The sequence below is a fragment of the Stenotrophomonas sp. 112478_Sma genome (assembly GCF_056479905.1).
This window is the reverse complement of sequence record NZ_CM151072.1, coordinates 1,736,745-1,758,058: the sequence shown is the minus strand read 5'-3', so window position 1 is coordinate 1,758,058 and position 21,314 is coordinate 1,736,745. Positions and strand designations below refer to the sequence as shown.

Annotated in this window: 23 protein-coding genes; 9 read left to right on the top strand and 14 right to left on the bottom strand. The window is 62.6% G+C overall.

Translation table 11 applies throughout. The features are described from left to right. Nucleotides 1-27: 27 nt before the first annotated feature. On the bottom strand, nt 28-981 hold the full coding sequence (locus ACZK08_RS08305; protein WP_231107720.1) for an AraC family transcriptional regulator: 954 nt from the start codon (nt 979-981) through the stop codon (nt 28-30). A gap of 102 nt (nt 982-1,083) precedes the next feature. Here ACZK08_RS08305 and ACZK08_RS08300 point away from each other — a divergent pair, with 102 nt between their 5' ends. From ACZK08_RS08300 to ACZK08_RS08290, 3 genes are read left to right on the top strand one after another with little or no spacing between them, the layout of a single operon-like run. Then, nucleotides 1,084-1,920 (top strand): oxidoreductase, encoded by an 837-nt coding sequence (locus ACZK08_RS08300; RefSeq protein WP_065181361.1) that lies wholly within the window; start codon nt 1,084-1,086, stop codon nt 1,918-1,920. A 33-nt stretch (nt 1,921-1,953) separates the two neighbouring features. Further along, nucleotides 1,954-2,268: an ArsR/SmtB family transcription factor gene (locus ACZK08_RS08295; RefSeq protein WP_053517574.1), complete on the top strand. Its 315-nt coding sequence runs from the start codon at nt 1,954-1,956 to the stop codon at nt 2,266-2,268. Nucleotides 2,269-2,270: 2 nt separating this feature from the next. Further along, nucleotides 2,271-2,729, top strand: a complete 459-nt coding sequence (locus tag ACZK08_RS08290; RefSeq protein WP_065181360.1) for an SRPBCC family protein — start codon at nt 2,271-2,273, stop codon at nt 2,727-2,729. Between the two features lie 22 nt (nt 2,730-2,751). On the opposite strand, the gene ACZK08_RS08285 is transcribed toward ACZK08_RS08290, so the two are convergent. The 5 genes from ACZK08_RS08285 to ACZK08_RS08265 are packed head-to-tail and all read right to left on the bottom strand — an operon-like array spanning nt 2,752 to nt 5,413. Continuing rightward, nucleotides 2,752-3,462 (bottom strand): Imm52 family immunity protein, encoded by a 711-nt coding sequence (locus ACZK08_RS08285; RefSeq protein WP_180875926.1) that lies wholly within the window; start codon nt 3,460-3,462, stop codon nt 2,752-2,754. A gap of 13 nt (nt 3,463-3,475) precedes the next feature. Then, a complete protein-coding gene (locus ACZK08_RS08280) occupies nt 3,476-4,177 on the bottom strand; it encodes a Tox-REase-5 domain-containing protein (RefSeq protein WP_065181358.1) in 702 nt (233 codons plus the stop codon). After that, on the bottom strand, nt 4,177-4,536 hold the full coding sequence (locus tag ACZK08_RS08275) for a hypothetical protein (RefSeq protein WP_053517578.1): 360 nt from the start codon (nt 4,534-4,536) through the stop codon (nt 4,177-4,179). The genes ACZK08_RS08280 and ACZK08_RS08275 overlap by 1 nt, the downstream gene beginning before the upstream one ends. Beyond that, complete coding sequence (locus ACZK08_RS08270; RefSeq protein WP_053517579.1) at nt 4,536-4,988, bottom strand: DUF4123 domain-containing protein; 453 nt, start codon at nt 4,986-4,988, stop codon at nt 4,536-4,538. The genes ACZK08_RS08275 and ACZK08_RS08270 overlap by 1 nt, the downstream gene beginning before the upstream one ends. Nucleotides 4,989-4,990: 2 nt before the next feature. Beyond that, nucleotides 4,991-5,413, bottom strand: coding sequence for a PAAR domain-containing protein (locus tag ACZK08_RS08265; protein ID WP_065181357.1), 423 nt, complete (start codon nt 5,411-5,413; stop codon nt 4,991-4,993). Nucleotides 5,414-5,728: 315 nt separating this feature from the next. Between ACZK08_RS08265 and ACZK08_RS08260 the strand changes: the two genes are divergently transcribed. Further along, on the top strand, nt 5,729-6,100 hold the full coding sequence (locus ACZK08_RS08260; protein ID WP_053517581.1) for a DUF4180 domain-containing protein: 372 nt from the start codon (nt 5,729-5,731) through the stop codon (nt 6,098-6,100). Here ACZK08_RS08260 and ACZK08_RS08255 read toward each other — a convergent pair. Next, entirely contained in the window at nt 6,097-6,879 is a 783-nt protein-coding gene (locus tag ACZK08_RS08255) for a 3-hydroxybutyrate dehydrogenase (protein ID WP_065181356.1), read from the bottom strand. The two genes, ACZK08_RS08260 and ACZK08_RS08255, sit on opposite strands and share 4 nt — an antisense overlap. 128 nt (nt 6,880-7,007) lie before the next feature. Between ACZK08_RS08255 and ACZK08_RS08250 the strand changes: the two genes are divergently transcribed. The 3 genes from ACZK08_RS08250 to ACZK08_RS08240 all read left to right on the top strand — a co-directional run bounded on the left by ACZK08_RS08250 (nt 7,008) and on the right by ACZK08_RS08240 (nt 10,789). Further along, entirely contained in the window at nt 7,008-8,387 is a 1,380-nt protein-coding gene (locus ACZK08_RS08250; protein ID WP_065181355.1) for a M1 aminopeptidase family protein, read from the top strand. Nucleotides 8,388-8,636: 249 nt separating this feature from the next. Then, nucleotides 8,637-8,909: a nucleotide pyrophosphohydrolase gene (locus tag ACZK08_RS08245; RefSeq protein WP_227255387.1), complete on the top strand. Its 273-nt coding sequence runs from the start codon at nt 8,637-8,639 to the stop codon at nt 8,907-8,909. Then, nucleotides 8,906-10,789 (top strand): DUF2075 domain-containing protein, encoded by a 1,884-nt coding sequence (locus tag ACZK08_RS08240; RefSeq protein WP_065181353.1) that lies wholly within the window; start codon nt 8,906-8,908, stop codon nt 10,787-10,789. The genes ACZK08_RS08245 and ACZK08_RS08240 overlap by 4 nt, the downstream gene beginning before the upstream one ends. Before the next feature lie 66 nt (nt 10,790-10,855). On the opposite strand, the gene ACZK08_RS08235 is transcribed toward ACZK08_RS08240, so the two are convergent. Together ACZK08_RS08235 and ACZK08_RS08230 are read right to left on the bottom strand one after the other, a co-directional pair. Beyond that, complete coding sequence (locus ACZK08_RS08235; protein ID WP_065181352.1) at nt 10,856-11,587, bottom strand: hypothetical protein; 732 nt, start codon at nt 11,585-11,587, stop codon at nt 10,856-10,858. A gap of 98 nt (nt 11,588-11,685) precedes the next feature. After that, nucleotides 11,686-12,525, bottom strand: coding sequence for a type 1 glutamine amidotransferase domain-containing protein (locus ACZK08_RS08230; protein ID WP_065181351.1), 840 nt, complete (start codon nt 12,523-12,525; stop codon nt 11,686-11,688). Nucleotides 12,526-12,622: 97 nt separating this feature from the next. On the opposite strand from ACZK08_RS08230, the gene ACZK08_RS08225 reads away from it, so the two are divergent. Continuing rightward, on the top strand, nt 12,623-13,546 hold the full coding sequence (locus ACZK08_RS08225; protein WP_065181350.1) for a LysR family transcriptional regulator: 924 nt from the start codon (nt 12,623-12,625) through the stop codon (nt 13,544-13,546). A 551-nt stretch (nt 13,547-14,097) separates the two neighbouring features. Further along, the gene (locus ACZK08_RS08220; RefSeq protein ID WP_065181349.1) at nt 14,098-14,454 is read left to right on the top strand and encodes a hypothetical protein; all 357 of its coding nucleotides are present in this window, start codon (nt 14,098-14,100) and stop codon (nt 14,452-14,454) included. Nucleotides 14,455-14,555: 101 nt separating this feature from the next. Here the strand turns inward: ACZK08_RS08220 and ACZK08_RS08215 are convergent, their stop codons facing one another. The 5 genes from ACZK08_RS08215 to ACZK08_RS08195 all read right to left on the bottom strand — a co-directional run bounded on the left by ACZK08_RS08215 (nt 14,556) and on the right by ACZK08_RS08195 (nt 21,313). Continuing rightward, nucleotides 14,556-14,708, bottom strand: a complete 153-nt coding sequence (locus ACZK08_RS08215; protein WP_155761001.1) for a hypothetical protein — start codon at nt 14,706-14,708, stop codon at nt 14,556-14,558. A gap of 62 nt (nt 14,709-14,770) precedes the next feature. After that, nucleotides 14,771-15,745 (bottom strand): ATP-binding protein, encoded by a 975-nt coding sequence (locus tag ACZK08_RS08210; RefSeq protein WP_231107719.1) that lies wholly within the window; start codon nt 15,743-15,745, stop codon nt 14,771-14,773. Next, the gene (locus ACZK08_RS08205; protein WP_231107718.1) at nt 15,700-15,858 is read right to left on the bottom strand and encodes an RNA-binding domain-containing protein; all 159 of its coding nucleotides are present in this window, start codon (nt 15,856-15,858) and stop codon (nt 15,700-15,702) included. The genes ACZK08_RS08210 and ACZK08_RS08205 overlap by 46 nt, the downstream gene beginning before the upstream one ends. A 37-nt stretch (nt 15,859-15,895) precedes the next feature. Further along, nucleotides 15,896-18,553, bottom strand: coding sequence for a TrlF family AAA-like ATPase (locus ACZK08_RS08200; protein ID WP_478452716.1), 2,658 nt, complete (start codon nt 18,551-18,553; stop codon nt 15,896-15,898). Nucleotides 18,554-18,712: 159 nt separating this feature from the next. Then, a complete protein-coding gene (locus ACZK08_RS08195; RefSeq protein WP_065181347.1) occupies nt 18,713-21,313 on the bottom strand; it encodes a DEAD/DEAH box helicase in 2,601 nt (866 codons plus the stop codon). Nucleotide 21,314: the final 1 nt, after the last annotated feature.

Sequence of the window (21,314 nt, the reverse complement as noted above, 5' to 3'; positions counted from 1 at the left end):
GCCTGTCAACGGGCCGACCCGCGCCGTTCAGTGAGAGGACACATACAGCGCACCGGCTGGCGCGGGCGGCACCGCGAAGCTGCGCCGCATCCGCGCCACTTCCGCCGCCGGCGGCAGGCCGAACAGACGCTTGAACTCCCGGTTGAACTGCGACGGGCTGGCATACCCCACCGCCAGCGACGCCGCCTCGGCGGTCATCCCCTGGCGCAGCATCAGCAGCCGCGCCTGGTGCAGGCGCGTGGACTTCACGTACTGCATGGGCGAAGTGCCGGTGATGTCACGGAAGTGATCGTGGAAGGTCGCCACGCTCATCCCCGCCTCCGCCGCCAGGCGTGCCACGTCCAGCGCCGTGGCATAGGCCACATGGATCTGCCGCAACGCCCGGCCGATGCTGCCAAAACGGCCGCGCATGGCCAGCGCCTCACGCATCGCAGCGCCCTGCGCGCCGGTCAGCACGCGGAAGTACACCTCGCGCACCAGCGCCGGGCCCAGCACTGCCGCTTCCCGCGTGTCGCCCAGCGCATGCAGCAGCCGTATCACCGTGGCCTGCATCGGCGGGTCCATCGGGCTGGCCATCATGCTGCGCGCGTGTGTCTGCCCCGGCGCCTCATGCGCGTCCAGCGCAAGCAACAGCTCCGCCGCCAGTTGCAGGTCCAGGTGCAGGTAGATCGCCAGCAACGGCGCCTCCGCCGACGCGTCGGTTTCCATGGTGAACGGCACCGGCACCGACACCGCCAGGTAGTGCTGCGCGTCGTACTGGTAGACCTGCCCGCCCAGGTAGCCGCGCTTGACGCCCTGGCAGACGATCACGATGCCCGGGTCGTACAGCACCGGCGTGCGCGCCAGCGGCCGGTTCGAGCGCAGCAGGCGTACGCCCGGCACGGCGGTGAGCGTGTAGCCCTCCTCCGGCGCCAACGCCTGCAGCAGCCCCACCATGCGCGCCTGCGCATCCTGCTGCACCGGATCATCGCCAGACCGCACCGCACACCTCAGAGGAATAGGCAAGATCGGCCGAAGCTTAGGCCTGTAGGGCATCCCCCACAAGCACTACTGTGCAAGCCCGCTTTCCATGAGGCCATCACCATGTCCCCCTCCCGTCTGCTGCTCATCACCGGCGTCAGCAGCGGCTTCGGCCGCGCCCTCGCCGAACAGGCCCTGCAGGCCGGCCACCGCGTGGTCGGTACCGTGCGCAACGAACCGGCCCGCCAGGCGTTTGAATCCCTCGCCCCCGGCCGCGCGTTCGGCCGCCTGCTGGGCGTCACCGACCACGCCTCCATCGACGCGCTGGTCGATGCCATCGAAAGCGGCATCGGCGCCATCGACGTGCTGGTCAACAACGCCGGCTATGGCCACGAAGGCATCCTCGAGGAATCCACGCTGGACGAACTGCGCCACCAGTTCGAGGTCAACGTGTTCGGCCCCGCCGCGCTCATCAAGGCCGTGCTGCCGCATATGCGCGCGCGCCGCCGTGGCCACATCCTCAACATCACCTCGATGGGCGGCTTCATCACCCTGCCCGGCATCGCCTGGTATTGCGGCAGCAAGTTCGCACTGGAGGGCATCAGCGAGGTGCTGGGCCAGGAAGTGGCCGCGTTCGGCATCCACGTCACGGCCGTCGCGCCGGGATCGTTCCGCACCGACTGGGCCGGCCGTTCGATGGTGCGTGCGCCGCGCAGCATTGAAGATTACGACGCCTTGTTCGACCCCATCCGCAGTACGCGCGAGGCCAAGAGCGGTCATCAGCTGGGCGATCCGGAAAAGGCGGCGCAGGCCATGCTGAAGATCATCGACAGCGACGCACCGCCCAGCCACCTGCTGCTGGGCAGCGATGCCGTGCAACGTGTGCGTGACAAGCTGCAGGCCATGTCCAGCCGCATCGACCAGTGGGAGGCCGTGAGCCGATCCACCGACGGCGGTTGACATGCAGGTATTTACCTGCCTATTCTGTCCGCCATGGATGCAGACAAGGTGTTCAAGGCCCTGGCCGACCCCACGCGCAGGACGCTGCTGGACCTGCTCTGCGCAGACAACGGCCAGACGTTGGGCCAGCTGTGCGAACACCTGGACATGGCCCGGCAATCGGTCACCCAGCACCTGGGCCTGCTGGAAGACGCCAACCTCATCAGCACGGTGCGCCGCGGCCGCGAGAAGCTGCACTTCATCAACCCGGTGCCGCTGCATGACGTCTACGAGCGCTGGGTACGCAAGTTCGAGCAGCAGCGCCTGAGCCTGCTGCATGACCTGAAACGAGAACTGGAAGGAGAATGACGATGTCCGCAGCGTCCACCCGCTTCATCCACGTGATCTACATCGCATCCACGCCACAGAAGGTGTTCGAGGCCATCACCCGGCCCGAGATCGCCCGCCGCTACTGGGGCCACGAGAACGTCTCGGACTGGAAACCCGGCTCGCCCTGGCAACATGTGCGCGCCAACGACACGCGCTCGGTCGAGCTGGTCGGCGAAGTGGTGGAAAGCACCCCACCCTCGCGACTGGTCATCACCTGGGCCGCGGCCTCGCAGGCCGACAACCCGGACAGCTACAGCCGCGTCACCTTCGAGATCGTGCCCTACCAGGACATGGTGCGGCTGACCGTCACCCACGACGATCTGGAACCCGGCAGCGGCATGGATACCGGCATCCGCCAGGGCTGGCCGATCGTGCTGTCCAGCCTGAAATCGTTGTTGGAGACCGGCAAGGGTCTGGACGTGTTTGCCAAGCCGAGCTGACCGGTGAGGTGTCTGGCCGCAGTCACTTCAACGCCGGGTCGATGACCGGAAGCAGCCCGAGATCCACCAGGCTCATCTCGACCTGGTTGGCCTGTTGCACGGCATGCGGGTCGGCAAGATCGAGTACGTCGGTGGCGAGGATGAGTGTTCCGTTGCCCCGTCGCTCAAGCTTTGCCGCAGCAGGAACCTGATCACGGGTGAGCGCCTCATCCACATATCCCATCCAGCCCAGGAACTCACGATGGGGAAACGGTGCTCGATGCAGGCTGTAAAGCAGTAGATCAGCGCCCACACGCTGTTTCACGTTCGTCTGTATCAAACACACATCGGGCCGCTTGGACATCGCATCCAGAATCGTCCACAGCACGCGCGATGGCCGCTCGAAGACCACCTCCACATCGCTGATGCTGATCCGAATCGAGCCAAAGCTTGGAGAGATCGCCAGCCCAACCCGTCCGCGCGCCCTCCAGCTCGCCTCATCTCCCGCGTTCGTCAACAGCAGGCCGGGAGCGCCGGCATGCCGAAGCTCTGGAAACTCGGCATCGTCCGCTTCCATTCGGGCGATGATCCTCGATCGCTCTACGAATGACACGAAATGGTCCTTCGGCCCTTTCGGCATGCCCCACCATTGCCGGAAATCAGGCGTGAGCTCTCCAAGATTCTCGATCAATGCAGCCGAATAGGCGTATGCCTCTGAGAGAGACAGCCTCTGTGGGACGAACTTCACGGTCAAGGTAACGATCATCTCAAATGGCACCCAGCACGTAAGGGGTATGGCGCGCACTCTCAGTTGGAATCCCGGCTTCAATTCCAGCAATGAAAGCGACGACGTCCATGAAGTGCCACTCAAGCTTCCCTCTAGGCATTGCAGGGGCGACGAGCGCGGATTGCACTCTGTAACTTTTGAGCCAGGACTCAGTTACGGCAAACGTAAATGGCGTTGCATCACGGCCATATTCGTCGAAGAATTTTTCAAAGTTGGCCTTCGCTTCAACCACGGTACACCGATCTCGCCAGAAGCCATCAAACGAGGTACCTCCGTATAGCCATTCAAGGGTGGTGTACTCTCCGCCCTTGCCAAAGAACCCCTTTACAACTTCTACGCCAATGCTCACGATCTGGTCAGCACTATCGCCTCGGCGTACATAGCCAAACCGCTCCGGACCGGCAAACATGTTGGCGATCTGTAGCTGGTAGTCATAGTTGATGCGTGTGCTCAAGGTTATGTATCTCGGCGTCGGCGGCTGCCCCACTCGCCCATTCCCCAGCAAGCACTGATTGCACTCGCTGTGGTCTGGCACATCAGAGCAGTCTGCTTCTCGACTTCGGACGTCTGGCTTGTCCTTGACGGCGTCGTTCGCCGCGGTGGCCGCGGCTGCCGCTGCCGCCGCCGCAGCGGCTCTCTCGGCCAGCTTGCCTATGCCCCAACGAACAGGAACCGCAACCATCACTCCTCTCCCTTCGGCCACCGATGCAAGGCGGCCAAGGCGCCGAGCACATCAGCCGCCTTGGTGCTCGGATGCTCCGCGTGGCGAATCGCGATATCCACTTCAGCATTGCGATGAAGCTCACCACCACTGCCGACATCCGTTTTCGTCCAGGCAACGAGCACCGGAAGGTGGGTGATGCCCAACTCGTAGGCCGCGTAGGCATAACAGCGATCGGTTTCCGCAAGAAGTGCGGCGTCATCCATGCCAAGGACCCGTTCGGGCATGTCACGACGAATCTCGCCAGCAAGCTTGGGGAGGAAATCGAACAGATCAGGCAAGCGCAGCAACGCCTCCTGCCTGGCACTGAACGTCAGCATCAGCTTTTCTCCACAACGTCGCGATCCAGCTGCCACTGCTGCCCCTGCAGCCAGACTGACCACCGGAGGAATGGCGCCATGAACGCTCTCTTCTGTTCACGCGTCATGACGGTCCACACACGATACAAGGCGCGTCCATCCCAGAACCGGAACAGCGCCAAGCCTCCATCTGACAGCCGTACTTCCAGGCGGGCTTGAAGATGCTCGATGACGGCGCCAACCGGCTCGTCACTGGTCACCCAGCACACCCGTCCCGGACGCGCCTCAAGATTCAGCAGCCATCGGCGCACCCATCCATCGCCATTCAACTGGATCAGCCAAGGCCCAACATCGGCGCTGCTGGCTTCAGGCTGATGTTCAAAGAGCGGCCACGCAATGCCCGATGTGGCATAACCCCCCAGAACATTGGCAATCTGCGGGGACGCAGCGGCGTCAACAATGGCGTATTCCATATTCATCTCCGCAGGTAAGCGGCACCGCTCCTTGCCGCCGCCAGAAGGCATTCCCGGCAGACCGGCTCCTTTGGGGTCGAGTGCACCGTGAACTCGTCGGGCGGTGGCGCGGGAGCCGTGGCATCCCCTTCCGACGTGGCAGGTGCCAACGCACCAGCAGCCGCGATGTGGGCCGTCTGCTGGGCGCCCGCCAACAGGCTGCATCCGCAGGCCAGCCGATCGCCGTCGCGCGCAACCGGCTGCCCATCCACAATCCAGGAATCGTCCCCGGTCACGATCGGAAAGATGCCCTGATGCTTGGGGCATGTCGCGCGGTCGGACACACGTGCTACGGCGTGCCCGTTGATATCAGTAAACGCAGAGCCCGTGATAACGCGCCCGCCGCCACTGGTTGCATCCCCGACGACCACAATCAATCGACCCATATCAGTTCCACACGAAGCAGGCACCGACCTTTCCAGCCAGCTGCGCGAAGCTACCGAAGCCGATGACAGGACTTCCAGGCGCGAAACGGCGGCGATCTACCTGCAATCCCGCAAGTGGATGAGCTACAAGGAGAATTCTGGAATCGTGTAAACACAACCACCTCTCAAATGCGGCAGAATGCGTCTCCAGTTAAGGGCGAACACGTCACCATGAGCGAGCAGCCGGCCTGATCGACCCACACCGTCCGCAAAAGGGGCAGCCCTAGCTCGCTCCCTCCCCCACCCCGCTCAACGCACACCACCCACTCCACCCCCATGCACCCGCACCTGGAAAAGATCGGCGACACCACCCTCCTGCGCGTCCATGACCAAGGCCCCGTGCTGGATGCCAGCGGCCTGCGCGACCTCGTCGGCGACGCGCTGGGTCACGATGCCGAGTGGATCGTGGTTCCCGCGCAGCGCCTCTCGCCGGACTTCTTCGATCTGCGTTCGGGCGTGGCCGGGCAATGGGTGCAGATGCTGGTGAACTACCGCCTGCGTTTTGCCGTGCTGGGGGATGTCAGCGCCCACCGGGCGCGCAGCGAATCACTGGATGCGTGGATCACCGAGTGCAATCGCGGGCGCGAGGGCTGTTTCGTGGCCGACTGGGACGCGCTGCGGGCGCGGCTTGCGGCGCCGGCCCGCTAGCGCGCGGTCCAGCCCCCATCCGCCGGCAACGCTGTGCCGGTGATCTGGGCGGCGGCGTCCGAGGAAAGGAACACCACCATTTCTCCCAGCTGCTCGGGGGTGACGAACTGCAACGAGGGCTGCTTTTCGGCCAGCAGCGCACGCGCGGCAGACTCCTGGTCGATGCCCCCGCGCTCGGCCAACGCGGTGATCTGTTGCTCCACCAGCGCCGTGCGCACCCACCCCGGGCAGATGGCATTGGCGGTGATGCCGGTGCCGGCATTCTCCAGCGCGGTCACCTTGGTGAACCCCACCACGCCGTGCTTGGCCGCCACATAGGCCGACTTGTTCACCGAGCCCACCAGCCCATGCGCCGAGGCGATGTTGATGATGCGGCCGGCGCCCTGCTGCTTCATGTGGGGCAAGGCCGCCGCCGTGGCATGGAACACCGCCGAGAGATTCAGCGCCAGGATCGCGTCCCACTTCTCTGCGGGAAATTCCTCGATCGATGCGGTGTGCTGGATGCCCGCGTTGTTCACCAGGATGTCGATACGGCCCATCCTCGCAACGGCGTTGGCGATCATGGCTCGTACCGCCTCGCCTCGGGACAGATCAGCACCGTCATGCGCCACCCGCACACCGAACTCCGCCTCGAGGTTGGCGCGGAGGCTCTCGATCTGCGCCGCATCGCCGAAGCCGTTCAGCACGATGTCGGCGCCCTGTCGCGCCAGCGCCGTGGCGATGCCAAGGCCAATACCACTGGTGGAACCGGTAACCACCGCGACCTTTCCGTTCAACATGGGCAAGCTTCCATCACGTGCAGGGGGCCAGTGTAGCTCCGCAACTGCACGCCACGCGTGGATGCGCCCCTCTCGGCAGGAATTCATATTGGCTCTATAGTCGGCGCCATCCACCCAAGGATGGCTCGATGAACCCCAGCAAGGCCCTGCTGCCGGCGGCCCTCGCCGCACTGCTCGCTCCTGCCCTCAGCCAAGCCGCATCGCCCGAGCAGCTGGCAACGCCGCTCACCACTGGCAGTGTGCGCCTGGATATCGCCAGTGGCCGCGTGGAGGGCGATGCATGCCTGTCCAATCGCCCCGCCGACGCACAGGGCCACTTCGTGCTCAATGCCGGTCTGAACGTCGCACGGGTCACCGATGACGAGGGCAAGCCGGTCGGATTCGATGGCTGGTACGACCCGGGCGTGGATGGCGAGGCGCGCGTCTACACTCTGGCCGAGCCCACGGCCACGCTCTGCGTGCAGTACGTGGGCGCGTTCCCGCTGTACCCGAAGCACGATGCCATGGGCGACTTCAAAGGCATGATGGCCTTCAACGGCGACAGCGCCCGTTTTACCGAGCAGTCTGCATGGCTGCCTCAGGCGTTCGACCCCAAGGCCCGCGTGCGCGGCAGCGAAAGCCGCTACGACCTGCAGGTGGACTGCCGCGGCTGCCGCTTCCTGTACCTCAATGGCAGCCCCGCCATCGAAGGCACGCAGGGCCGCTTTCGCAGCGACAACGCGCGGCCCATCCTGCTGTTCGGTGGCAGCGGCCCGATCACCCACACCGCGCAGGTCACCCTCCTCAACGAGAGCCTGCCCACGCCCAAGGTCGACGCGCTGTCCCGCGTCGTGCAGCAGGTGGCCGACGCGCACGCGCGCTACATGGGCGTGCCGCTGGCCGACCGCCCCACCTTCCTGCGCATGGTCACGCTCAACCAGGCCGAGCGCGACCGCGACGGCAGCGAATGGGGCTTTGCCACCTGGCCGACCATCGCCATGAGCGGCAGCATCGGCAACGTGGCCGATTCGCTGCTGGCCGGCGGTGAACAGGCCGAACGGCGCGTGCAGTACATCGCGCACGAAATGGGCCACTACTACTTCGGCACGCTCAACCGGCCGCAGGGGCCGTACTACTGGGTGCTGCTGGAATCCAGCGCCGAATTCCTGTCGATCAAGGCGCTGCGTCAGATCAGTGGTGACGCTGCGGCGGACCACTATGTTGCAAGGTTGCAGGCCACCGTCGATGCGCTCGATACGCCGCTGCCGGCGCTTGATGCCGTCGATGGCCACTCGGACCTGGGCGAGATGTATCGCTACGTCTATGGTCCGTTGCTGCTACTTTCGCTGGAAAAGCAGGTGGGTGAGGCGAAGATGCAGGCCTTCATGCGCGGGCTGCTGACCGCGCCTTCACCGAAAGACTGGGCGGAGCTGCAGGCCATTGCACTGAAGGCCAGTATCGATGCCGAGGCCTGGCAGCACTGGCAGGCCAGCTGTGTGGCAGGGGGCAGGCCGAGGTGTCGGGGCTGATGCCGGGACGGGCAATCATCGCCTGATCGCATCACCAACAAGGGCGCCCATTGGCGCCCTTGTTGATTGCAGGGCAAGGCCGAAATGTCGCTTACGCCCCACTGGCATGGGTAGAATTGGCCAAACCCTGTCGTATAAGGCCATGCCATGGAACACCCTCTTGTCGAGGTTCGGGGCGCTGCCCAAGCGCTCAGGGAGTTCGCCGAAGCCCGTGACTGGGCCCAGTTTCACTCCCCCAAGAATCTTGTCATGGCCCTTTCCGGCGAAGTTGGAGAGCTGAACGAGATCTTCCAGTGGATGACAGAGGCCGACTCGTTCAAGGCGGCGACTTCGGAAACCACCGCCAAGGCCGTACGCGATGAAGTTGCCGATGTAGCCCTGTACCTCATCCGGCTGTCGGACGTGCTCGGCATCGATCTGAACGAAGCCGTCAGCAGCAAGCTGGCCACCAATGCCGCCAAGTACCCGGTGGACCTCTCGCGGGGCGTCAGCACCAAGTACAACAAGCTGTCGCAGCCATGATCGTCTACCAGGCAGACAAGGCGTCCTTCCTTCGCCAATGCAACGACGAGGAGATCGAGGAGGTCATCCGCGCCAGCTTCAAGGCGGCGACGAAGGGCGACGTAGGCGAGTCCGAGATCCGTTCCTGGCGCGAGTCGCTTCGGTACGTCGCGCGTGCACTCACCCATCACTCCATTCCCGATGACATCGGCGTGGCGGTGGAGTTCATTCTTCCCCAGTCGAAGAAGCGCATCGACGTCGTCCTGACCGGTCGCTCCGAGGACGGTTCACCCCACGTCATCATCGTCGAGCTCAAGCAATGGTCCGCCATCAAGCCGACCAAACGCGACGCCATCGTGGAGCTTCGCGAAGGGCAATCACTCGTTCACCCCAGCTATCAGGCGTGGTCCTATGCTGCATTCCTGGAAGGCTTCAACGAAGCGGTCCATGAAGGAAAACTCCAGCTCCACCCCTGCGCCTACCTGCACAACTATGTGCCGGACGGTGTGATCGATTCGCCCCACTATCAGCCCTACATCGAACGTGCCCCGCTCTTCCTGAAGAGCACCGGGGACCTCGAAAAGCTGCGTGGCTTCATCAGTCAGCACACCAGCAAAGGCGATGGCGCGTTCGTGCTTGCCGAGCTGGAGAATGGGCGAATCCGCCCTTCCAAGGCGCTCGCCGACGATGTGCATCGGCTGTTGAGGGGAAACAGTGCCTTTGCGCTGCTTGATGAGCAGAAGCAGGTATTTGAAGCCGCCAAGGCCGCGTGTGCCCAAGCGCACGCCAGCGGAAAGCCCCGCGTCGTCATCGTCGAAGGTGGTCCAGGCACGGGCAAGTCCATTGTCGCGGTGAATCTTCTTGCCGCGCTTCGCGATGGGTTGACCGTCAAGTACATCTCCAAGAATGCGGCACCTCGCGCCGTCTACAGCAACACGCTCATCCAGAAGCCCGAGAACGCCCATCTGGTGCATCTTTTCGGCGGGTCCGGCTCCTTTACCGAGTCGGCACAGAACGCGTATGACGTGTTGGTCGTGGACGAGGCACACCGCCTTACCGAGAAGAGCGGGTTCTATGGGAACCTGGGCACGCACCAGATCCAGGAACTGATAAATGCCGCACTATGCAGTGTGTTCTTCATCGATGAAGACCAGCGCGTCACGCTGAAGGATGTCGGCACCAAAGAGGCCATCCGGGACTTCGCGATTGCCCGTGGAGCGACGGTGGAGGAATACGTACTGTCTTCGCAGTTCCGTTGCGCGGGTTCAGACGGCTATCTGGCGTGGCTGGACGATGTACTGCAGATCCGGCCCACCGCAAACACAACGCTGGACGAGAACAGCTACGACTTCCAGGTATTCGATGATCCGTCCGCGCTGCATGCCGCCATCGAAGCGAGGAACACCGTCAACCGTGCGCGCGTTGTGGCCGGCTACTGCTGGCCTTGGAACAGCAAGAAGAACAGCAAGGAGATGGACATTGTCATCGGCAGCTACCAGCGCCAATGGAACCTCAATGACGACGGAAGCCTCTGGATCATCTCGCCGGACTCGATCGACCAGGTGGGATGCATCCATACCTGCCAGGGTCTGGAAGTGGACTACATCGGGGTGATCATCGGGCCGGACCTCGTCATGCAGGACGGCGTGCTCAAGACCGTGCCGCGCGCGCGGGACCGGCACGACAAAACCATGAAGGGTTTCGTGAAGCTGTCAAAGGCTCATCCCGCCCACGCCGCTGAACTCGCGGACACCATCATCAAGAACACCTACCGCACCTTGATGACCCGAGGGATGAAGGGCTGCTACGTCTACGCGACCGATCCGCAGGTTGCCGCCTACTTCAGGGCCCGACTGCAGTCCGTCGCCAGCGTTGAGCACGCTGTAGAGGTGGAGGCCTGAGCGCCTCCACCTGACAGGCCATCAGCGGTAGATTCACGCGGGGCGAAGATGCTCCCCCTCAACCCATCACTTCCAGTGATCCGGCCCCAGAAACGGCAGGCTCAACACAAACACCGGAACCGCCACAGGAATCAAAGCGGCGCCCAGCACCTTGCCCGCCGCTGACCCCACGCCCGGCCCGTCCTCCCGCTCCGGCAGGATACGCTCGGCGCGCGCGTTGATCGGCTGCGCCAGCGCCGCCTTCTCCGCCAGCGCCGCAGCGTGCGGCAGCTGCACGCGTTCGCCATCGCCCTCGAACAACGCGCTGTAATAGCTGCCACCCTTCTTTGAAAGGTCGCAGGCACGATCAAAGGCCAGCGAGTAACGGGTCCGCTCCAGCGGCAGGTAGTAGCGCGCGCGCTCATCGACCACCTTGGCTTCGCGCGGTGTGACGTCAATCCGTTCCAGCCTGAACTGCGCTGCGTGTTGCGGCGTCACCTGCTCCGGCCGCAGCAGCAGCGCGTAGCTGCCATGCACCTTGGCCTTGTTGGCCGGGTCGCGCCAATCCTCGTGGAAGTACATCTGCGCGCACACCACCGCCTCGCGCAGCGGGCTGTCCATCAGGGCGCGGTAGTCACGGAACGGCGCGGCATCGAAACGCATCGGTTCGTCGTAGCGCGGCAGCAAGTACAGCTGGCCATCGTCGGCCACGAAGGCACCGGTGATCTCGCGGCTTGAGGTGTGCTGCTCCGGGCCACTGGCGCACCCGGACAGCAGGCCCAGGCACAAGGCGGAAAGAATGAAGAAGGACGTTCGCATGTCGTGTCGAGGGCTTCCCTGGGAAACGGCCTCGCCAGCAAGGACGAGGCCAATCCGCCATGGTGCCATGCCGGCCATCACACGCCCAATCAACCGGTTTACTTCAACCGCTCAAGCAACCGCTGCCCGACTTCCAGCGCCGAGGCCGGGTTCTGGCCGGTAATCAGCTCGCGGTCCACCACCACATGGCCGGTCCACGGCGTGGTGTTGCTGCTGAACTTCGCACCCGCCCGCTGCAACGCGGTCTGCGGGTAGAACTTCATCTCGCCGCCGCCCAGCAGCGGCTTGGCCTGTTCTTCTTCCTGGTTGCTGATCACCGTCATCTGGTAGCCGCTGTAGATCCAATTCGGCGTAGCCGGCATCGCACCCGCGTCCAGCTTTGCCACGAAACCCGCTGCATCCGGCAGGGTGGACAGCAGCGCGATCGGGCCGTGGCAGACCAGCGCGGTGGTCTTGCTGCGCTGGTGGAAGTCGGCCAGCAGCCGGCCCAGCGCCGGGCTCTTCAGCAGGTCCTGCATCGGCGCGTGGCCACCGGGAATGTAGACCGCATCGAAGCGCGCGTAGCCCTGCTGCTCCACACGCGCCAGGCTGACCACCGGCGAGGCCGTCAGCGAGGTCAGCGCCAGTTTCTCGAGCAGGTCCTTGTGCAGCGTCAGCTGCGCGGCATCGTTGCCGAAGTACGCCGCCGTCACCGAGGACGCATCCACCGTCGGCGCCCGCCCCTGCGGCGTGGCGAAGGTCACCGCGTGGCCGGCGTCCAGCAGCAGCTTGACCGGCTGCATCAGCTCGTTGAGATAGAAGCCGGTGGACAGCACCTTGCCGTCCTTCAGGTCCAGGTGGTTTTCGTCGGACAGCACCACCAGCACGTTGGCGGCGTGGGCGCCGCTGGCGGCCAGGGTCAGGGCCAGCGCTGCGGCCAGCCGGGTCATCAGGTTCATGGGGAGCTCCTGTTCGGGGAATGGCGGCCACTTTATTCATCGCCCCAGCGGCGATAAATTGGCCCCATCGCAAAACATCTGTTCCCCGGAGAGCCAAATGAGCCGCAAGTTCGACTACCTGGGCGATGTGGAGGTGTTCCTGACGGTGGTCGAGCATGGCTCGTTCACGGCGGGCGCGGTGGCGCTGTCCACCACGCCGTCGGTACTGAGCCGCGCGGTCACGCGCCTGGAAGCGCGTCTGGGCCGGCAGCTGCTGCAACGGACCACCCGCCGCGTGGGCCTGACCGACGCCGGGCGGCTCTATCTGGAACAGGTGCGCACGGCCTTTGGCCTGCTGGACGACGCCGAGCGCGACGTACAGGGCCAAGACGGCGCGCTGGCAGGCCGCGTGCGCCTGAGCGTGCCGACCACCTATGGCCACTACCGGCTGCCGCCCGTGCTGGCGCGCTTTGCGCAGCAGTACCCGCAGGTGCAGGTGGAACTGAACATCACCAACCGCAATGTGGACCTGGTGGCCGAAGGCTTCGACCTGGCCATCCGCCTGGGCCAGCTGCCGGACAGCGGGCTGGTGGGGCGAAAGCTGGAAGACGCGCCGCTGCTGCTGGTGGCCGCGCCGGGCTACCTGCAACGCCGTGGCACGCCGCAGACGCTGGACGACCTGCAACAGCACCTGTGCCTGCCCTTCGTGATGCCGCGTACCGGGCGGTTGGCGCCGTGGATCTTCCGCGACGAGGGGCGCGACGTGGACTGGCTGCCGCGTTCGTCCATCGAGACCTCCGACGATGTGCTGGGCGTGGTGTCGCTGGCCGAACAGGGCATCGGCATCTGCCAGAGCTATGAGTTCATCGTGCGCGAGCGGTTGCAGCGCGGGCAGCTGGTGGAGGTGCTGCCGCAGCTCCGGGGGCGGTCACGGCCGTTCTCGGTGATCTATGCGCCGCATCGGCGGCAGTCGGCGGCGGCGCGGGCGATGATCGAGTTGCTGGTGGGGAATGCTGGCGCGGTTGAGGGCGGCGTCGGTTGAGGGTGCGATGCCTGCTGGCAGTGTCGTGATTGAACCGGTTTTTCAGGTGCGCGGGTGATCGGGCAGCGACGCCAGCCGATTTTGAGCCGAAAGGGGTGTTAAGAACGCTGTCGCGCTATTCGCTTGTGGCGTGGGCGATTGCGCCAGTTTGATTCGCAATCAGCAGGGTGACTGCGCGAATGCGTCTGGCGATGTCGCGTGCTGCACGAATGGTGCGTGCCACAATAGTTCTTCGCTCTCGATTCCTGCGATTTCTTCGGGAATTTCTATTGGCATTCGGAGCGACGGCGTAAACACCATGGCGCGCCACCGACAACGGGTGGCCGGGTCTGCAAACCCGAAGAATGCGACGTCTGTTGTTTGCGCTTGCCCGTCGGCACCGGCCTTAGTCGGTGCCGGCGGGCAATCCGTCGGCCCTTATGGCGGGCGGTGCGTGGGGGTCTTCGGGCCCGCCGGTCTATGACGTCGCTTCATCCGGTTTGCAGCCACGCATCGTCCGCCACCCCGTTCACGCGGTGGCGCTGTCACGTACAGCCAGGGAAACCGACGCCATGAACGATTCCGAGAACTTCTCGTCGTATACGTCCGTTGAGCCCATCAACGACGACACCCCACCGCCCGACCTCAACTCCCTCATTGGCATCCTCAAGCGCATCCGTCGCTGCGAGGGCGCCGATGGGTTGCCTTGGCCGGAGAACGATGTGTCGCCTGGACGGCGAGTCAGTCTTGCCAGGAGTGAGCGCGCGATGGTGGGGGCGCTGACGGTGCTGGAGGTGCTGCACGCCGCGGATCGCTGCCGGGTGGCTGCTGACCCGGAGCGGCATTTGGATGAAGGGGTGGTGGATGGGTTGTTTCTGGCTTGTAGGGGGTTGCTTGAGTGGGCTTGTCGGGAGGTTAGGCCGGAGTGAGACTCGAGCCCTTCAAGATCAATCAAGTCACCGATAGAGATCAGCAAGACGCACATTGACGCTCTCGATGAAATTGGTGGTTATAGATCACCTTCTAGATATCAGGTGGGAACGCGAAGGAGCTCTACCCCGATGTCGCGGACGCTCTTCGTTCTGGCACGGCCGCGAGATTTGAACTCACAGCCGGCAGCAGCCGTCTGGGCGGCCATGTCCTCGGTGGCGAAGAACGTTTCGTTCTCATCGTTCAGTTCCATGCTGACAGCATAGGGACGATCTAAAGACCAGAAGCCTATCCACCTCACTTTCAGCCGATCAGTCAAGAACTTCCGGCCGCCTCGAGAAAGTTGCGACGTGCCACGATAGCCTTGAACAGATTGCCAGCCCGATCATCGATGAGTTCGATCTGCGGCCATGCCCTCAGTGGGCGCAGCAAGCCGCTACCCAATCCGCGATAAGGCAGGAGCTTGGCGGCAAAGGACGCCAGGATGGGGTTGCGCATACTGGAGTTGCCTGCCTTGATGTTCTCGATAGTCAGGTTCTTGGGCAGGTGGCCAGGGCTGACGATCTCGACACGATCCGCGAAGACCAGTATGCGGATAGGCGCGCTGACGAAGTAGTCGCAGTGAATGAGGGCGTTGGCAACCAGTTCTTCCCAGACGATGCGGGGAATCTCAGGCTGCCCTTGAGAGTTAAAGCCCTGCTCGCCCTGCGCGGCGCGGGTGTTAGCGACTATAAAGCCCAGCGTCTGCTGGAACACGTCGGCCAGCTTGCCGACGATGTCGCGGCTGTCGATGTAGCGTTCGTCCTCAATCTGGGTGCCAACAAAGGCGACGGCCTTGACGACGAAGGCAGGCAGCGCGTAATACGGCGATTTGGCAAACAGCAGACCGCCCACCAAGTTGAGCTGCTCCTGGTTCATCAGGTTCATGTTGGTCAGTACCTGCGGCAGCGGCTTGTTATGCTGAGCGAGCGACTCACCGAAGTGCTGCTCGAAAGAGGTTTCGAGATAGGGCATGTCCACATCGCCCGCGCTCAAGCCCGCTACGGGCGTTTCGTCGGCGTGCACCAAACCTGCCTGCTGGAACAGGCGCTGCAATTCCTCGCGCCAGGTGGCCCGGCGCTTGTCCGAGGTGTTCTTCACCCAAATTGTGCCGTTCTTGTCCATGTAGGGCTTGTTAACACCGTCAGCGACGAAGAGCACCAGCACCGTGCCTGCCGAGTGGGGCACGTTCTCAGTGAGCGGGTTCACGGCTGGACGCACGACCTGCGAGGCGACGTTGGCGATGAGCATGTTGAGACGAGCAACATCGGCGCTGGATAGACTCCGCACCGAACCGCGTCGTTCACCCCGATGAAGATGCGACCACCAGCGGTGTTGCTGAAGGCAAAGATTTCTGCTGCCAAGGGGTCAGAATTGTTGATGTCCGTTTTGAACTGCTGCCTACTGTCCTCTCCCCGGCTGAGCAGGTCGATCAGCTCTGTGGTTCCATAGGTTATAGACCTCTTTGCGGCGGTTGAAGGCTTCCTGGCCTCCTTCCATGATGTTGATGATGGCGTCCTGCACCCGCCGGGCGTCGATGCTGCCGCTTCGCGTGGCGACCTTCTCGTCCTGATATTGGCAGGCGTGCACCTGTTCCGCGTCACCCAGCACCGGGAAGTTAGCGTTGTGGGTCGCGAAAATGAACTGGGCATGAGGCTTCATTTCCCGTAGCAGCTTGATCACATCGTCGTAAATGGTCTGGTTGTCCAGATCATCTTCCGGTTGATCGATGATGATCACGTCGTTCTGGCGTTGACTGAGCACGTACAGCAACAGCGCCGAAGCGCGCTGCCCGAGAGAGTGGTGCTTCAACTCTTTGCCGCGATAGCGGATGACGAAGCGGTTGGGCACCTGCCAAGTGACGAAATCGGTCAGGTTCTGCATCAAGGTCCTCTCGAAGACCTCGGGGGTACTGCCAGCCTTCGCCAAGGCTCCCGGCAGGGCACGCAGGAGGCCGCCGAAATCGGCATAGTCATCCATCACTGCGCGCAGCGTGGTTTCGCGGATGTTGCTGCCCTTGAAGAGTTGTTGCATGAAGTTGATGGCGGCTTCCTTGTCACCCTTAAAGTCCGCTTCGATCTGCAGGGCAGTGTGGCCAGCGTTCACGCGGTCCAGCTCTGCCTTGATGGTGTTGAACTCGCGCAGCCATAGTTCATTGAGCTTGTCGATCTCGGCAAACAGCGCGTCGCGGATGCTGGTCTGCTGTGATTCCTGCTTGGTCAGTGCCTCCAGCATTTGCTCCGCCTTGGTTTTGCGCTGCTGCTGGGCCAGGAAGTCGTCCGGCTGGATGGCAGTCATGCCGGTTTGCTTGAGCTCCTGAGCCAGTTGGCGCTCAACTTGTGCGAACTCCTCCTGAAGGTTCTTGCTTGCATCTTCAAATTCGCCCTGTTTGGTCTTGAGGCGAGCCGCAATGGCCCGCGCGTCTTGCTCGATCTGCTTGAGCTGATCGACCTTGGCAACGAGGTTGGAGAACTCGGCGTAGCAGGCCGTGAAGAAATCCGGGTTCTGCTTGGAAACGTAGCTCGTTGCGTTCCGCAGCTCGTCCTCATGCTCGGCAATCAGACTTCCTAGGGCGAGGATGAAGCTGTCTGCCCGCTCCATCATGCGCGCGAGCGCTGTGGCGTCCTGCTGGAAGCCAAGTCGCTTTTGGAGCTTATCGGCGACACCATGCTCCGCGAACTTGGTCAGACGGAAGTTGGCATCATTTAGTTGGGTCTCGAAGTCGCGCTTGAGTTCGGCCGTGTTGCTGAGCTTGAGCCAGCGCTGAGCAGCGTCACGCACGCGCTGGCGTTGAACCTCTATTTCGTCACGCAGCACACGCAGCTTCTCGCCAACCAGCTTTTCCACCAGGTCGGTCTCGAAGCCTTCGCCGGTACTGGAAAGGTCCTTCTGGCCGAAGTAGATCGGACGGCGCAGTACGGTCTCCCGGATCGACACGCCGGGTTGCAACTTGCCGCCCAAATAGACATTCGGGGCTTCGCGGAAGATGCGGGAGATGGTGAATTCCTGTCCGTAAACGTCACATGCTGTCAGCGTCACCTTGCCGCCGCTGCCAAGGGTATGGCGGATCAACTCATCCTTGTACTTGGTGTCCTGCGCCTTCTCACCGCGTGGAATGTCGAGGGCGTAGCGTACTGCCTCCAGGATGGATGATTTGCCGCTGCCCCGAATGCCGATCAACGTGTTGAGTTCGGAAGAGAAATGCAGCACTTGCCCGTCGAGGATGCCGCCGTCGAAGCGGATGCTGCGGATGTGCGACGCTTGATGTTTGGGCGGCTCCATGGCTACCCGCCCAGCGGGATCGCTCAAGGCAAACTTGACCGCCTCGAAGGACAGTTCGCCCAGCTTCAGGTAGCTGGCTTTGCCTCGACCGATTTCATCGACACTCTTGGGGTCGCTGCCTTCCAGTTCGGCGGGGTACCAGCTCTGTAGCCAGCTTTGAATCTTGGTGCGGCAGGGTTTGTCTTTGCCTGCGCCGTCGTGCGTGCGTACCTTCTGAAAAGCCAGCGTTCTGCGTCGGAAGAACTCGTTTTGCCCCAACTCAGTAAGCCGGCCGCCATCCAGCTCCGCCCACAGGCCACTCGGGGCTTCGACATGGGCGAAGACAAGGAAGAAGTCCCGGTGATAGCCTTCCAGCTTCTTGATGGTCTCCAGAAGCGACCATGAAGTGCGCCCGTTCTCCTGCTCGTACTGCGCGGGCGTTTTACCTTCGAATGCGCTGGTCAGAAAGGGGTTGATGTAATTGTGTTCATCGATCCATTCGTCGGAGAACACAACAAGCGTGTGGATGCCATTAGCCCCGTCATTGACCGACAACTCAACGCCTGGCAGCAGCGCAATACCCTTCTTCTGCGCCGTCTTGCGCAGTGCTTTGAATTCTTCGAAGTCGAACTTGTTGTGGTTGGTGATGACGCCCAATCGGATGTCCGCTTTCTCCAACGCATCCACATAGTTGCTGTTGTAGAAGTTGTCATCGCCCTTGAACTTGAATTCTCGGTCCGCTCGGGTATGCAGATGAAAGTCAGCACGGACCCACAGCGCCCCTTCTGCAAAGACCATAGATCGAGTCTCTGGTTGCTTCGGTCGCAGATTTTCCATCATGGTCCATCCTTACATTGAGTCCGCGCGTAGACTGCCAATTGCGAGGTAATTGGATCATAGATAACTTCGTTAATCGATCCATTTCGAATGTGCTGATTCGTCATTGCGCCTAGACGGTCACTGGTAATCTTCCGCCAACCCGCTGCTGAACAGAACCTCTGCATCCTGGCCCACGGCAATCGCATCCCGCACTTCCGGCCGTTTCAAGTCAAGCACGCGCAGTTTGTCACTGCCCTTCACCTTGGCAATGGACTCGATCCGGCGATAGGCATCGGCATGGTTGGCTGCGTACAGCGCCAAGCCCTGCAGCTTGACCAGCGCGTCACTCAAATGCAGCCCATGCGGATCAACCAGATCAACGACAAGGGAGCCATCCCCCTGAATAGCAAAGAACAGAAAGTCCGGGCGAACAATTCCATACTGCCCAGCATTTTCATAGGCGATACCCAGCGAAGCCTGCCCTGGCTGCTGCGGGTTGCGATACCAGAACGAGAATCCCGGCTTTGCCGATTCCGTATCGACGACCGTCCGCTCCCAGTCATTCAGTTCAGCAGGATACTTGCCGGCCTCGTTGCACAGCAAGTGGCCATCCCAGACCTGGAGCACTCTCACTTTGCCGTTCTCGTTCGCCTTGGTCGCCTCATAACGAGCCTCTGGCTTGAGCAAGCCCACGTCCTGCGGCTCCGTGCTCATTTCGATGATCTGCCTGTAGGATTCCCGTCGATCGTCACTGAGCGCCTTGATCTGCGCCCCATGCTTGACCAGCCAATCCTTCGTCAGCTTATCGGCCTCGGCATCGAAATAAGCCTGTGCCTCCATCACCAGCCCCAAACCGGCAATGGTTACGCGAGCCTCCATAATGGCCTCAAGAAAGCCCTCCGGGTCTTCGTCGCGGTCGGCTTCCTGACTGGCAAGATGGTCAACATAGGAATGGGCAATCGGCGGGCTGAAGATGCGCGCCGCACGGCGGTAGGCATCGTCGATGACTGCCACATCGGCGTCTTCCCAGAATTTCTCTAGACTTCGGCCCTGACCCAGCAGGTCAGCCTTGACGGTCTCGCCGTCCACAACCAGGACCGACTGCCGCTTAGCCTTGATCTTGGCCTCGTTGTCGGCCTGAAATGCATCCAAGACCGTATGCATCGCGGCGTGTGCCCGTTGGCCTGCGCCGGACAGAATATCGTCAGATACCAATTCATGTGCCAGTGCGGTCAACCTGACCGCCGGCCTGGCACCCCGTTGCGGCCGGGTTTGCGACGGCAGCGCCTCGAATGCCTCCCACACCGCAGGCGGGGCCGCCGGGTTCGGCCGCACCTCGATGTAGTCGATCAACACCCGTCCCGGTGTGGCGGCCTCGCTGCCGGTCATCAACGCATCAACCACTTCTTCCACGGCCTTGCGATTGAATTTCGGCAGCAAGCAGTCAACCGCATTCAGGCGGTCGTTACCGGGAACACGGCGGGCCAGCGGCGAGCGCACCAGACGACCCAACAACTGCGTGATGTGCGTTTTGTCGTTGGCCGCACGGAACGACACCATCACCTCGGCACGCGGGCAATCCCAGCCGGTACTGATGGCATCCTTGGCAATCAGCACCCGCACCCAAGTCGATTCCTGAACCCGCTGCGGCTCGATGTAGGGCACATCGCGGTTACCGAAGCGCTGGGTAGTGTGATCCCCGAAAACATGCGCCACGCAGGCAGAGGGCAGCTCCGGATATTGTTTGAAGATCGTATCCAGCGCCCTTCCGATTTCATCGGGATCAGGCGTGTTGGGTACCTGCAGGACCATCAACGGCACAACAGCATGGGCTTCCTGTTGCAGCCTAGAGTAAGCGCTCCAGGCAAGGCTGGACTCCTTCAATTTATCAGTCGCTCGCCGCACCAGCACGGTATCAAAGTCGCCAGCTTCATCTGGAATATCCAGCAGGATGGTGTCCTTGATCAGGCCGGATTCCTGCACCTTGGAGGCATCCACTTCCACATTCGGCAGCTTGATGTGCTTGCCTGCCGACTCAATCGCCTTGTTGAATCGTTCCACTGTGGCCGAAATGCCCCAAACCGCCGGAATGCCCGGCACGCTGCCCACGCCATTGATCAGCCGCTGGACGATGGTGCTCTTGGCGTTCTGACTGGCGGCTGTTTGCGCGCCCATGCCACGGTGCGCCTCATCCAGCACCAGATAGAGCGTCAAATCCGGGTCTTCAATGGTGTTCTGAATGGTGTCCCAGATCGTGTAAGCCCGCAGGTCTGGTCGCATGTCCGGGAAGGTGCCGTCCCGCTTGGCGGCCAGCTCTTCAGGGTCGTAGCCGCGCACCAGCAAGCTGTTCTTGCTGAGCTTCTGGGTGTTCAGAAAGTAGATTTTCCCCGCCTGGAACTTCGGCTGGTTGAAGGTGTTCTCCACCACCACCAGATCGGTGTAGCTGATGCGGTCACTGGCCTCGATAAAGCGAAAGCGGGTCTGCTCGTTCAGCGAAGGATCGTCGCTGAACCAGATCACCACCGCGCCAGGGTCGGCGTCGAAGCTGAATTCATCGTCACCGTGAAACAGCGCCTCGAACGTGGCAGCGGCCATCACGGTCTTACCCGCGCCGGTAACCGCCGTCAGTGAAAACGCCGTCCTGTCGGCCTCGCCCCGCCACAGGCGGCGGGCCTTGCCCAAATTGCTCAGGGAGTCGCGGACGGCGTCGCGCTGGTAGTCTTTTAGCGTGAACTTCATC